The sequence below is a fragment of the Lentzea guizhouensis genome, from assembly GCF_001701025.1.
GTDB lineage: Bacteria > Actinomycetota > Actinomycetes > Mycobacteriales > Pseudonocardiaceae > Lentzea > Lentzea guizhouensis.
This window is the reverse complement of record NZ_CP016793.1, coordinates 8,718,543-8,730,967: the sequence shown is the minus strand read 5'-3', so window position 1 is coordinate 8,730,967 and position 12,425 is coordinate 8,718,543. Positions and strand designations below refer to the sequence as shown.

General features: G+C 69.5%; 12 protein-coding genes. 6 read left to right on the top strand and 6 right to left on the bottom strand.

Translation table 11 applies throughout. The features are described 5' to 3' along the window. The first annotated feature begins 83 nt into the window (after positions 1 to 83). On the top strand, positions 84 to 623 hold the full coding sequence (locus tag BBK82_RS41580; RefSeq protein ID WP_083268555.1) for a M15 family metallopeptidase: 540 nt from the start codon (positions 84 to 86) through the stop codon (positions 621 to 623). A 31-nt stretch (positions 624 to 654) separates the two neighbouring features. On the opposite strand, the gene BBK82_RS41575 is transcribed toward BBK82_RS41580, so the two are convergent. From BBK82_RS41575 to BBK82_RS41560, 4 genes are all read right to left on the bottom strand, one after another. After that, entirely contained in the window at positions 655 to 1,284 is a 630-nt protein-coding gene (locus tag BBK82_RS41575) for a response regulator (RefSeq protein ID WP_065919824.1), read from the bottom strand. Further along, positions 1,281 to 2,558 carry a sensor histidine kinase gene (locus BBK82_RS41570; RefSeq protein WP_065919823.1) on the bottom strand — a complete coding sequence of 426 codons (1,278 nt, stop codon included), beginning with the start codon at positions 2,556 to 2,558 and terminating at the stop codon, positions 1,281 to 1,283. The genes BBK82_RS41575 and BBK82_RS41570 overlap by 4 nt, the downstream gene beginning before the upstream one ends. 51 nt (positions 2,559 to 2,609) lie before the next feature. After that, positions 2,610 to 3,743 carry an acyltransferase family protein gene (locus BBK82_RS41565; protein WP_065919822.1) on the bottom strand — a complete coding sequence of 378 codons (1,134 nt, stop codon included), beginning with the start codon at positions 3,741 to 3,743 and terminating at the stop codon, positions 2,610 to 2,612. A 183-nt stretch (positions 3,744 to 3,926) separates the two neighbouring features. Beyond that, positions 3,927 to 4,877 (bottom strand): YVTN family beta-propeller repeat protein, encoded by a 951-nt coding sequence (locus BBK82_RS41560; RefSeq protein WP_237047869.1) that lies wholly within the window; start codon positions 4,875 to 4,877, stop codon positions 3,927 to 3,929. 465 nt (positions 4,878 to 5,342) lie between these two features. On the opposite strand from BBK82_RS41560, the gene BBK82_RS41555 reads away from it, so the two are divergent. Continuing rightward, entirely contained in the window at positions 5,343 to 5,789 is a 447-nt protein-coding gene (locus tag BBK82_RS41555; RefSeq protein ID WP_065919821.1) for a nuclear transport factor 2 family protein, read from the top strand. Between the two features lie 18 nt (positions 5,790 to 5,807). Then, positions 5,808 to 7,022 (top strand): epoxide hydrolase family protein, encoded by a 1,215-nt coding sequence (locus BBK82_RS41550; RefSeq protein WP_065919820.1) that lies wholly within the window; start codon positions 5,808 to 5,810, stop codon positions 7,020 to 7,022. 105 nt (positions 7,023 to 7,127) lie between these two features. Here BBK82_RS41550 and pdxY read toward each other — a convergent pair whose 3' ends face one another. After that, positions 7,128 to 7,979: a pyridoxal kinase PdxY gene (gene pdxY, locus BBK82_RS41545; protein WP_065919819.1), complete on the bottom strand. Its 852-nt coding sequence runs from the start codon at positions 7,977 to 7,979 to the stop codon at positions 7,128 to 7,130. 233 nt (positions 7,980 to 8,212) lie between these two features. Here pdxY and BBK82_RS41540 point away from each other — a divergent pair, with 233 nt between their 5' ends. Both BBK82_RS41540 and BBK82_RS41535 read left to right on the top strand, forming a co-directional pair. After that, positions 8,213 to 9,523, top strand: coding sequence for an NAD(P)/FAD-dependent oxidoreductase (locus BBK82_RS41540; RefSeq protein ID WP_065919818.1), 1,311 nt, complete (start codon positions 8,213 to 8,215; stop codon positions 9,521 to 9,523). Positions 9,524 to 9,707: 184 nt separating this feature from the next. Beyond that, complete coding sequence (locus BBK82_RS41535; RefSeq protein ID WP_065919817.1) at positions 9,708 to 10,922, top strand: PucR family transcriptional regulator; 1,215 nt, start codon at positions 9,708 to 9,710, stop codon at positions 10,920 to 10,922. Between the two features lie 34 nt (positions 10,923 to 10,956). Here the strand turns inward: BBK82_RS41535 and BBK82_RS41530 are convergent, their stop codons facing one another. Next, on the bottom strand, positions 10,957 to 11,541 hold the full coding sequence (locus tag BBK82_RS41530; protein ID WP_065919816.1) for a TetR family transcriptional regulator C-terminal domain-containing protein: 585 nt from the start codon (positions 11,539 to 11,541) through the stop codon (positions 10,957 to 10,959). Between the two features lie 194 nt (positions 11,542 to 11,735). Between BBK82_RS41530 and BBK82_RS41525 the strand changes: the two genes are divergently transcribed. Further along, positions 11,736 to 12,368, top strand: coding sequence for a CPBP family intramembrane glutamic endopeptidase (locus BBK82_RS41525; protein ID WP_170068052.1), 633 nt, complete (start codon positions 11,736 to 11,738; stop codon positions 12,366 to 12,368). Positions 12,369 to 12,425 lie beyond the last annotated feature (57 nt).

The following is a 12,425-nucleotide window of genomic DNA, read 5'->3' as shown; positions in this document are numbered from 1 at the left end:
GCTGCCGCAGGCTCGACGGAGACGTCAACCTGCGAGGAGATCAGACCGTGCCGGCGACCCGTGGAACCCTCAATCGACTCTGGATGGCAGCCGCCGCACTCGTCCTCGTGACGGCCTGCGCGCCGGAACCGCCGACCGGACCGCCTGGGGGAGTGGCACCGGCCGGAGCTCCACCTACCGGCACGTCGGCGCCTGTCTCCGGTGACGGCAGCATCCCGAAGAACGAGAGCATCTCGGTCCACGACACCGGACACGTCGGCATCGCGAACCTCGACCCCGGACTGCTGGCAGCGGTGCAGAAGGCCACTGTGGACGCTCAGGCGCGCGGGGTCGAGCTGCGGGTGACCTCCGGCTGGCGCAGCAAGGACTACCAGCAGCGCCTCCTGGACGAGGCCATCGCCTTGTACCGCAGCGAGGAGGAGGCACTGCGGTGGGTGCACCCGCCGGAGAAGTCCAAGCACGTGACGGGTGAGGCGATCGACATCGGCCCGACCAACGCGGCCGACTGGTTGATCCGCAACGGCGCGGACTACGGCCTGTGCCAGGCTTATGCCAACGAGATGTGGCACTTCGAGCTGCTGACGACACCCGGCGGTGAATGCCCCCAGCCGATCGCGAACTGACCGGCGCCGGTGACCCGCACGCGGTCGGCCGTCACTCGTGCGGCTTCAGGTAGCCGCGGGAGAACGCGGCGGCCACCGCGGCTGCCCGGTCGTTGACACCCAGCTTCGCGTACACGTGCAGCAGGTGCGTCTTGACCGTCGTCTCGCTGATGAAGAGCCGCTTCGCCGCCTCCCGGTTCGTCGAGCCCCTGGCGATGAGCTCCAGCACCTCCAGCTCGCGCGGCGACAGCGGTGCCGCCGCCGGCTTGCGCACCTGGCCGAGCAGCCGGGTCGCCACGGCGGGGGAGAGCACCGCCTCGCCGCGGGCCGCGGCCTGCACCGCGCGGACGAGCTCCGCCCTCGGCGCCTCCTTGAGCAGGTAGCCGGTGGCACCGGCCTCGACGGCCGGCAGCACGTGGCTGTCCGTGTCGTACGTGGTGAGCACCAGCACCCGGGACGGCACCCCGCGCCGCGCCAGCTCCTTGATGGCGGCGACCCCGTCGGTCCCCGGCATCCGCAGGTCCATCAGGATCACGTCGGGGCAGAGGCGCTCGCCGGCCGCGACGGCTTCGGCGCCGTCAGCGGCTTCGCCGACCACCTCGAAGCGAGGATCGGAGCCGAACATGCCGCGCAGCCCGTCCCGCACCACCGGGTGGTCGTCGACGATCAGCAGTGAGATCAACTCGCACCTCCGACGGGAATCGCCGGCACCGTCACCGTGATCGCGGTGCCCCCGCCCGGCTCGGACTCGACGTCCAGCCGCCCCGCGAGGAGCCGCACCCGCTGCCGCATGCCGGCGAGCCCGAAACCCCCGTCCGAGCCACCGCTGCGTTCGGCGCCGGGCACGAAACCCACTCCGTCGTCGACCACGTCGAGCGTCACCAGGTCCTCCATGTACGACAGGGTCAGGGCGACCCGACCGGCTCGGGCGTGCTTGGCGACGTTGGCGAGGGCCTCCTGCGCGGTCCGCAGCAGCGCCACCTCGACGTCGGTGTGCAGCGGCCGGGCGTCGCCGGTCGTGGTCAGCACCGCCTCGACCCGGTTCACCTCCGACCAGCGCCTGGCCACGTCGCCGATCGCCTCCGGCAGCCGGGCCCGCGCCAACGCCGACGGCCCCACCGCGTGCACCGTCCTGCGCGCCTCGGTGAGGCTCTCGCGAGCCAGGTCCACCGCGTTCGCCAGGTGCCGGCGCGACACCGCGGGTTCGCCGGACGCCTGCTCGGCGGCCTGCAGCTGGGTGAGGATGCCGGCCAGCCCCTGGGCGAGGGTGTCGTGGATCTCCCGCGCCATCCGCTGCCGCTCGTCGAGCACGCCGGCCTCCCGGGCCTGCACCAGCAACTGGGCCTGCAGGCCCGCGTTCTCCTCCAGCGCGCGCTCCAGCTCGGTGTTGGCCCTGTGCAGCTCGACCAGCGCCCGCTTCTGCCGGTGGTTGCGCCGGTCGGACATCACGTCGGCGTAGAAGGCCGCCGTCGCCAGCACCGTGGTGACCACGCTGACGGCGGGCCACTTCCACCACTCCTCGGCCGTGAAGCTGTCCGCCCCTCCCACGTAGGAGACCGCCGAGACCGCGGACGTGACGGCCACGCCGACGTAGCGCCACCGGCCCTTCAGGTGCTGGAAGGCGTGCACGTAACCGATGAAGGCGAAGAAGCCGAACCAGGGCGTGAGCAGCACCAGCCCGGCGGTCAACGTCAAGAGCCCCGCGTAGTACACGCCCATACGCACGCTGTTGCCGTGCGACTCAGGGTGGAACGTGTGGAACCACAGCACCCACGCGGTGAGCAGGACCGTCAGTCCGAGCACCTCCGGGAGGTGCAGGGGCGCGTTCCAGAGCGGCTGCAGCAACGTGAACACGACACTGATCGCCAGCAACGGGTACGGCAGCGCCTTCAGGACCGCGGTCTCCTTGCGCTCCCAACGCTCGAACTCCGCGCGCAGCTCGGCCTCGACACCCACGACCCGACTCCCAGGACCGTCCACTCCGGCAATGATCGCACGCCCTCGCCGCTACACGACGGCACGCACAGCGCGCACCCGCCGCAACGCACCCGAGATCCCCCAGCTCGCGACCGCGGCGAACACCAGCGTCAGCAGGAACTTCGACACGGGCGCGGCGTCGAACGGTTGCAGCACCGCCACAATCCCGACGATGACCGGCGCGTGCACGAGGTAGACGGCGAACGCGTTGTCGGCGAGGTAACGGCTGAACCGCGAAGTGCCGGCGAAGAAGCGTTCGAACACGCGCAGCAGAACCAGGACCACACCGACCGCGAACATCGACTCCCACCCGGAGAGAGCCAGATGGGGGAGGTCGTACCCGGCGAGCTCATCGGCCCCCACGAGACCTCGGTAGCCGCCCAGCGCCAACGGCACGAACGACACCACCACGAGCAACACACCGAACCAGCCCGACCTCCGCGGCAGCGCCTGCAACCAGCGACGCCGGTACGCCACGATTCCGGCCGCGAAGAGCAACGCGTACTGCGGCAGGTAGGCGGGACTGGGCAGCCCGAGCACCGGCTCGTAGGTGCCGAGCGGGACGAAGATCCGCCACACGTAGGTGGCCACCGCGAGGACGAACGTGAAGGCGACCAGGTCCCGCCGCCGCAACGGCCGTGACCGCACGGGTTCCCCGGTCCCGCGCAGGTGCCGCCACACCGCGTACGCGAGCGAGAAGACCAGCAGGACCTCCAGGAACCAGGCGGGTCCGACCGCCCACTCGGTGGCGTAGAAGACCACAAAGGACGGTCGGGTCGCCGCCGGCAGGTCGAAGTAGGCCGGCAGGACGAACAACGGCCGCAGCAGCACGATGAACGCGAGCAACGGGATCCCGAGCCGCCTCAGACGCTCGACCGCGAAGCTGCGCGGCCCTCTCCGGTCGGCCGCACCCGGCGCGAAACAGCCCGACAGCAAGAAGAAGAACCCCATGAAGAACGTCTGGTTGCCCAGGAGCAGCAGGTCCAACGGCAACGCCGCGGCCGCCGAAGCGGGCTGCTGCCAGTTGGGCCAGACGTCGAGGTTGCTGAACGGCGCTGCGGAGTGGTGCGCGACCACCAGGAAGGTCAGGAAGATCCGGAGGTTGTCGAGGTGGAAGACGCGTGCCGGACGGGTGGTGCGCAGGACGTCAGGTTGTGCTGTCACACGGCAAGCCTGCTGCCGCGCGGGGCACGCCGGATCGACCGCGCGGGCGGGCGTCACCGCGGATGCGGTAGACCCCGTCCGTCCTCTGATCGGAGGATGGACGGCGGGCCTGCGACGTGCTGGCCGGCCCAGCCACGTCCGTGCTCACCGCCGCGGCGCACCGAACCAGCGGCCGGCGAGGAGTCAGGAGGTCACGGCGAGACCTTCGGGCTCACGGCCGATGGGCACCGTGGCGACCAGCGCCCCGGTGCTCGCGTCGATGACGGACATCATCCCGGCGGCGGAGTTGGTGACGTAGACGAAGCTGTTGTCGGGGCTGGCGGCCGAGCCCTCGGGTTGCTGGGCCACCGGGATGCCGGGAACCACCGGAGTGCCGGACCTGTCGAGGACGGTCACGGTGTCCGATCCCGCGTTCGCCACGTGCACCCGGCCGCGCGGGGTGACCGAGACGCCCATCGGTGAGTCGCCGACGGGCGTCGACCGGATCGGGTCGAGGTCGCGCCCGTCGATGACGGTCACCGTGTCCGAGCCGGTGTTGGCCACGTACACCCGGTCGCCGTTCGGGCTTGTGGCGACACCGGCGGGGAAGAGGCCCACGGGGATGGTGGCGATCGGCTTCTGGCTCTTGGTGTCGATCACCGTCACGCTCTCGGCGCCGTTGTTGGTGACGTACACGCGCTTGCCGTCCGGGCTCGTCACCGGTGTGTGCGGGAACTTGCCGACCGGGATCTCCAGCACGGGCGCGTTGGTCCGCACGTCGATGACGGTGACGGTGTTCGAACCGAAGTTGGTCACGTAGGCGTGGGTGGAGGTGACCGCGACGCCGAACGGGTGCTGCCCGACGGGCACGGTGGCCACCACCTTGTACGTCCTGGCGTTGATCACCGAGACCGTGTCGGACAGCTCGTTGGTGACGTACACCAGGTCACCGTTCACCGCGACGCCCACACCGACCGGTGAGTGACCGACCGGCACCGTCGCCACCACCTCGCCCAGCCGCGTGTCGTAAACGGCGGTCACGTCAGCACCGCTGTTGGCAACGAAGACCTGGACGCGGGGCGGGTAGCGCAGCGCGGACACGGGCGCCGGCGGCAGCAAGAACACGATCACCAGCGCGATCACGCCTAGTCGCACGAACCGGGCTCGCCTGACAGTGGAAGCGCACAACTGTGAGTAGAGTTTCAGCTCCGCTGGAAACTCCATCAACGACCCTCCTCGATCACCGGTGATCATTCGAAGCGCGCCGAGCGGAACGCGAAGACTCCTCCGCACCTGCTCGCTCGTGACGGCGCTCGTGGCGCTGGAGCAGTGAAGGGGTGTCGATGACCCGGATTGCTCCCTGCTCGCCGCTGACACTAATGGCCTAGTGATGGGCTCCGCCGGGTGAAGCGGGCGGGGTACCTCGTCAGGGCGATGGATTCGCGCGAACGGGTTGAACAGCGTTTTCCCGGCGCCGACCGCTCTTTCAGGTGGAACTCCGCGAACCCCGAGGGCCGTCCTCGCCGACTGCTTCCGGACCCAGAGTTTTGGACTTGCTGGTCCATTTTTTACTCGGCATCCTGGCCAGGACCTCAGAGGCCACTAGACCGAGGAGCACCGATGGACCACCTCTCCCGCCTGGTAGCGGTGGAAGAAGTCCGGCGCGTGATGGCCCGTTACGTCTACAACGCCGACCACCACCGATGGGACGATCTCGCGGCGTTGTTCACGCCCGATGCGCCGTTCACCGCGTACGCGGTAGACGGCACCGTCCAGGCGCAGATGACCGGTCGCGACGACATCGCCCAGCAGCTCAAGTCGCGCAACGACCCGGATTCCGTGCTGGTGCACCACCTCTTCTCCAGCGAGGTGGACATCGAGCCGGAGGACTCGGCCACCGGCGTCTGGGCCATGGAGGACGTCGTCACCAGGCCTTCGGCCTCGGAGGGCGAGCCCACCGGCATGCACGGCTACGGGCACTACCGAGTGCGCTTCGCCCGGCTGGACGGCCGCTGGGCGATCGCCGAGCTCCGCATCACCAGGCTGCGCCTGGACTGGACCCGCTGACCCAAAAGGAGAACGACCATGACCACGAACATCGACCCCTTCGTCATCAACGTCGAGCAGGAAGTGCTCGACGACCTCCGGGCCCGGCTGAAGGCGACCCGGTTCGCGCCCGACCTCGACAACGACGACGAGGCCTTCGGCCTCAGCACCGCCTACCTGAAGCCGATCGTGGAGCACTGGGCCACCGACTTCGACTGGCGTGCCGTCGAAGCCCGGTTGAACAGCTTCACCCACCACCGCGTCGACGTCGGCGGCACCCCGGTGCACTTCATCCGCGAGCCCGGCAAGGGACCCGCGCCCATTCCCCTGCTGCTCATACACGGCTGGCCGTGGACGTTCTGGGACTGGAGCAAGGTCATCCGGCCGCTCGCCGACCCGGCCGCGTTCGGCGGTGACCCGGCGGACGCCTTCGACGTCATCGTCCCCTCGCTGCCCGGGTTCGCCTTCTCCACGCCACTGACCAACGGCAAGGAGAACTTCAGCAGCATGGCCGACCGGTTCCACACGCTGATGACCGACGTCCTCGGCTACGAGCGGTTCGCGGTCGGCGCTGCCGACTACGGCGCGCTGGTCGGGGCGCAGCTGGGCCACAAGTACGCCGACTCGCTCCACGGTCTCAACCTCGGCAACGAGATGCTGCTGACGATCTTCCAGGGCGACCGCCACTGGGACCTGACCGGCGGGGCCCCGATCGACCAGATGCCCCCGGACCTGCGGGCCGGCATGCTCAACTTCGTGGACACCTACGCGTCCCACGTCGCGGTGCACATGCTCGACGCGCAGACCATCACGCACGGCCTGAACGACTCACCGATCGGGATGCTCGCCTGGATCCTGAAGCGGTGGAAGAAGTGGAGCGACCAGAACGGCGTGTTCGAGGACTCCTACCCGGTGGACCACATCCTCACCAACGCCACGATCTACTGGGTCAACCAAGCCATCGGCTCCTCGATCCGCGCCTACAAGAACGCCAACCGCCACCCGTGGCAGCCCTCGCACGCCCGGACCCCGGTGCAGGCCCCGACGAGCTTCACCTTCCACCTCGGCGACGCCGCGCCTCCGGCGGTCCACGACGCCGAGCAGCGCATCGCCGCGTTCAAGGAAGGAGCCGGGCACTTCTACGGCGACGTGCGCGACGTGAACGTCCACCAGAAGGGTGGTCACTTCGGGCCGTGGGAGAACCCGGAGGCGTGGATCAACGACCTGCGTGACACGTTCCGGAAGCTGCGCTGAGCCGTCCCGCCACCCCGGCGCTGTCGGTCTCGTGGCTCGGCACCGACCTGCGCGGGGTGGCGGCCGAACGGTCACGGCGCGTCCTGCCCGGCGATCGCGAGCGGCTCAGCGCACCTGCTCGGCCTTGAACTGCATCCGCGGCGTCGCGTAGAACTCCTGGGCCTGCACCAGCCGCAGCTCGCGCTCACCGGAGCGGTAGGTCAGGTCGATCAGGTCGAAAACGCTCGACGCGGTGCGCTCCAACGCCAGCGCCGCGTCCTTCGTCCGCACGAAGTGGGCGGTGAACAGCGCGGCCGTGACGTCGCCGGACCCGTTCGCCTTGAACGGCAGGTGCGGGGTGCTCACGAGCCACGACCCGGCGGTGTCCACGACGAGCATCTCGATCGTGCCCTCCTCCCGGTCGGGCCGCTCGACGCTCGTGACCAGCACGGTCGACGGGCCCATCGCGCGGGCGAGGTCGGCCGACGCCAGCGTCTGCTCGACGCTCGCCGGCTCGGTGCCGGTGAGGAAGCCCAGCTCGAACTGGTTCGGGGTGATGATGTCGGCCACCGGCACGACCCGGTCGCGCAGCAGCACGGGGATCTCGGGCGCGACGAAGCACCCGGACTTGGCATTGCCCATCACCGGGTCGCACGCGTAGAGCGCCGCCGGGTTCGCGGCCTTCACCCTGCGCACCGCGTCGATGATCACATCGGCGATGCCCGTGCCGCCCTGGTAGCCGGACAGCACGGCGTCGACCTGCCCGAACACCCCGCGTTCCTCCACCCCGAGCAGGATCTCGGCCACGTCCGACGGCGGCAGGAGCGGACCGCGCCACGCGCCGTACCCGGTGTGGTTGGAGAAGTTCACCGTCGGGATCGGCACGACCTCGACCCCGAGGCGCTGCAGCGGGAACACGGCGGCGGAGTTGCCGACGTGACCGTGGGCGACGACTGACTGGATGGACAGAACCTTCATCCGCCCACCCTAGAACGGACACCTGACCACCGCCGGGGTACCGGGCCTGGTCGAGGCGGCGTTGCAGGTGAGATCTCGGTCTCGGTGCGAATCCCAGAGGGGCTGATCCAGACGACAAATGTCGTTGTGGGGCACCACAGGCGTTGACGCTTGCCAGGTGTTCGAGGGAGCGCTGCCCGGGAGACTGCAGCGGACCGCGACTGGCGGGGGGAACGCGCAGGGAGGACAACACGATGAGCCCGGATCTCAGCACTCACGCCGTGGTGGTCGGCGCCGGTGTCATCGGCTCGGCGATCGCGCTGGAGCTCGCACGCGCCGGGCGCCGCGTGGTCGTGGTGGACAGGGCAGGAGGTGCCGGGCAGGGCTCCACCAGCGCATCGAGCGCGATCGTGCGGTACAACTTCTCCACCCTCGCCGGTGTCGCGACCTCGTGGGAAGCGCGCTGCTGCTGGCTCGACTGGGCCGGGCACCTCGGGCACGACGTCGGCGACCTCGCCCGGTTCGAGCGCAGCGGTCTGGTGATGCTCGACGTGGACGCCGCGCCGCGGGCCTCGTGGTTGCCGTTGTTCGACCAGGTGGGCGTTCCGTACGAGGAATGGGACGCCGCCACCCTCGCGGCCAGGGTCCCGGGCATCGACACCGGCCGTTACTGGCCGCCGAAGCGCATCGACGACGACGAGTTCTGGGCAGATGCGGGTGCCCGGCTCGGTGCGGTGTACACGCCGGACGCGGGGTATGTCACCGATCCGCAGCTGGCAGCGCGGAACCTCGCCGCGGCGGCGGCCGCGGAAGGTGCCGAGTTCCGCTTCCGCGAGGAGGTGGTGGCCGTGGAGTCGGAGGACGGCCGTGTGCACGCGGTCGTGCTGGAGAGCGGGACCCGCATCGCGTGCGACGTGGTGGTGAACGCGGCGGGCCCGTGGTCGGGCAAGCTCAACGCGCTCGCCGGCGTGGGATCGGACTTCACCATCGCGGTGAGGCCGATGCGCCAGGAGGTGGCCCACGTACTCGCACCGGGAGGATTCCATCCCGAAGGCGCTGTCGGTCCGTGCGTCGCGGACATGGATCTCGGCACGTACTTCCGCGGTGAGGTGGGCGGAGGTCTGCTGATCGGGGGCACGGAGCCGGAATGCGACCCGTTCCAGTGGCTGGACGATCCAGACGACGCCAGCCCGAACCCGACGATGGCGGTCTTCGAGGCCCAGGTGACCCGGGCCGCCCGCCGGCTGCCCGAGCTGGCCGTGCCCAACCGGGCCCGGGGTGTGGCGGGCGTCTACGACGTCGCGGACGACTGGACGCCGATCTACGACCGCACCGACCTGGACGGCTACTACGTGGCCATCGGCACCAGCGGGAACCAGTTCAAGAACGCTCCGGTGGTCGGACGGCTGATGGCGACGCTGATCGAGCAGGTCGAGGCAGGCGCCGACCACGACGCGAATCCCGTGCGGCACCTGGCGGAGCACACCGGGCTGACCATCGACCTCGGTGTCTTCTCCCGCAAGCGACCGGTCAACACGGGCAACTCCGGAACGGTGATGGGATGAGCGTCAACGCGGCATCCTTTCGTCCATATTGGACTGACTCTCGCCCTTGGCCATGAACACGTGAACTCAGCCCCACACCGCGAGGCCACGCGACGGACGTCGCGGAAACCCCCGCTCAACACGACATCCGATGGCTCTGTGCTTGAGGTGGCAGGATTGTGGGGTTGAGGCGAAAGGGTGCGTGATGGCCGACAACAACCTGCAGTCCATCGTGGACGAGCTCGCCGAACGACTGCGGCGGTCGGTCGCCATCGACGACCCGTCGATCCGGCTGCTGGCCGCGAGCCGGCACTTCGGTGACGAGGACGAGCTGCGGATCCGGTCCGTGCTGGACCGCTCGATCGAGCCGGCCGTCTCGGACAAGGTCTTCGCGCACGGTACCTCCGGGTGGACGTCGCCGGGGGTGGTCGAGGTCGAGGGCGCACTGCCGCGACTGTGCGCGCCGATCCGGTGCAACGGCCTGCTGCTGGGCTATTTGTGGCTGATCGACGAGAACGGCGGGTTCGGCGAGGACGTCGTCGGCGCCGCGGCGGTCGCGGCCGAGAGGGCCGGCACGATCCTGTACCGCGAGCTGCTGGTGCACGAGCGGTCCAAGGCCCGTCACGAGGCGATCCTGCGCGAGCTCGTCTCGCCCGATGCCGAGAGCAGAGCACGCGCGGTCGAAGACCTGCGCGCCGAGCAGCTCTTCTCCGACGACACCGCCCGGTTGACCGTGCTCGCCGTGCAGCTGACAGCGGGGTCGTCTGCACAGGACGTCGCGTTCGAGGCGGCGGTGGAGGACGGCGTTCGTGCGGTGATCGACGACGTCGCGCTGGTGGTGGTGAACCCGTCGCGGGCGTGGATCTTGCTCGCCGGGCGCCGCGAGCTGTCGCGGTCGCTCGTGGCGGCGGTCGCGGAGCGCGTCACCGGCCGGTTCGCGCGGCTCAGCGCCGGCGGCGGACGGCTGGTGTTCGGACTCGGCACGACCGTGCCCAGGCTGCCCGAGGTCGTGCGGTCCTATCAGCAGGCATTTCTCGCCGCTCGCGTGGCGCTGCTCGTCCCCGGCATCGGCGATATCGCTCGATGGGGTGCGCTTGGTCTGTACGAGCTGCTGATGAAGCTCCCGGTCGACGACCTCCTCGACGCGTCTCACATCCCCGCGCTGACGGCGTTGGAGCGCGAGGACAACCACCACGTCCTGACCGACACCCTGTCGCAGTTCCTCCACCACGCCGGCAACATCCAACGCACCGCCGACATCTTGTGCATCCACCGCGCCACGCTGTACCAGCGCGTCAAACGCATCGAACAGATCACCGGCCTGAGCCTCGACAGCGGCGACGACCGCCTGACGTTGCACCTGGGCCTCAAACTGCGTGAGCTGGCCGCGGCACACCGCGACCACTTCGGTGCCGGATGAAGCCTGTCCGTCATCTGCCCGTGTCAGTGCGTGTCTACGCGGACAGAAGCGTCGTCGCCTGCTCGCGGAGCAGTCGCTTCGCTTTGTCGAGATCCAGGCGTTCGGGGTCGGTCAGCATCGTGAGATGTATGCCGTCGACAACCACCAGCAGTCCGGTCACGCGGTCGTCGACGGCATCGTCGGCGAGGTGTCCCTCCGCGGCGAGGACTTCGAGCCAGCGGGTCAGCACCTGCACGGACGCTCGTCGGCCGGAGAGCAGAAGCTCCTTGGTCGCCGTGCTCGCCTCGGGACCGAAGGACAACCGGTAGTACTCGAGCCACCCGTGCAGTGACGTCTCCACCTGCCCGGGAAGCGGGAGGAACTGTTCGAGGCACTCCGCCAGGCGCTCGACCGGTGGCCGCGACGCATCCGCGATGTGCCGGTCCTCGAGGGTGAAGGTGACGATCTCCGCCGCCACCGCCTCGTGGAGGAGGGCCTGCGAGGGGAAGTAGTTGCGCAGCGTCGTCGCCCCGACCCCCGCGGCGGCCGCGACCGACCGGACGCTCAGCGCCGTCAGACCTTCTGCCTTCGCCAGTTCCACCGCGGTGCGCAGGATCTGGTCACGTTTGCCGACGCTCATCCGGCAACTGTACCGCACAGTGTGCCGTACAAAACCCAAAATTGTGCGGTACGGTGTGCCGCACACTGTGCGGTACAGTGTGCTGGCAAGCTCGCCGGTCTCAGACATCGGGGTTCACCATGGGAATTTCACGTACTCAGTCAGCCAGTCCCGTCGCTCCTGCTGATGTTCGACCGGCGCCAGGCTGGATCGAGTTGGCTGTCGGAGGCCTGGTCTATGCTGTCACGCTGGCTCTCGGAATCTGGTGGATCGACAGCATCCCGGCCGACCGGGGCCAGCTCCGCGGGCACATCGGCTACTTCGTCTCGGGAGCGACCGGCGTGCTCGCCTTCGCCGCCGCGGTCGCTGTCCGCATCCGCGCCCTGGCCCCGTTCGGCATCCGCAAGATCACCTGGAAGTGGGCCGTCGCCGGCGTTGTGGCGGGAGCGGGTGTCTACTGGCTCAACCAGTTCGTGGCGCTCGGGTACATCGCCATCTTCGGCAACGACACGCCTCAGGGTGACTACCAGACCGCGGCTGGTGCGGGCGTTCTCTCGCTCCTGGTGACGCTCGTCCTCGGGGGCGGCCTGACGGGTCTGGGCGAAGAGCTGTTCTTCCGCGGTGTTGTGGCGAACACGCTGTTGAAGCACGGCGTGTGGGTGGGCGTCATCCTCAGTGCCCTGATCTTCGCTCTCGTTCACGGCCTGAACGTGATCCTGCCGATCGCCTTCGTCCTCGGTGTCGTCAACGCGGTGCTCCTGCGGCGCAGCGCTTCGGTGTGGCCGGGGGTCATCGTCCACGTCGTCTACAACAGCGTGAGCAACATCGGCTTCATGTTCACCGCCTGACGCCGAAGGGCTTGGCGGAACGGCGGGGTCCGCGCGCGAGGTCGACCCGCGGGCATT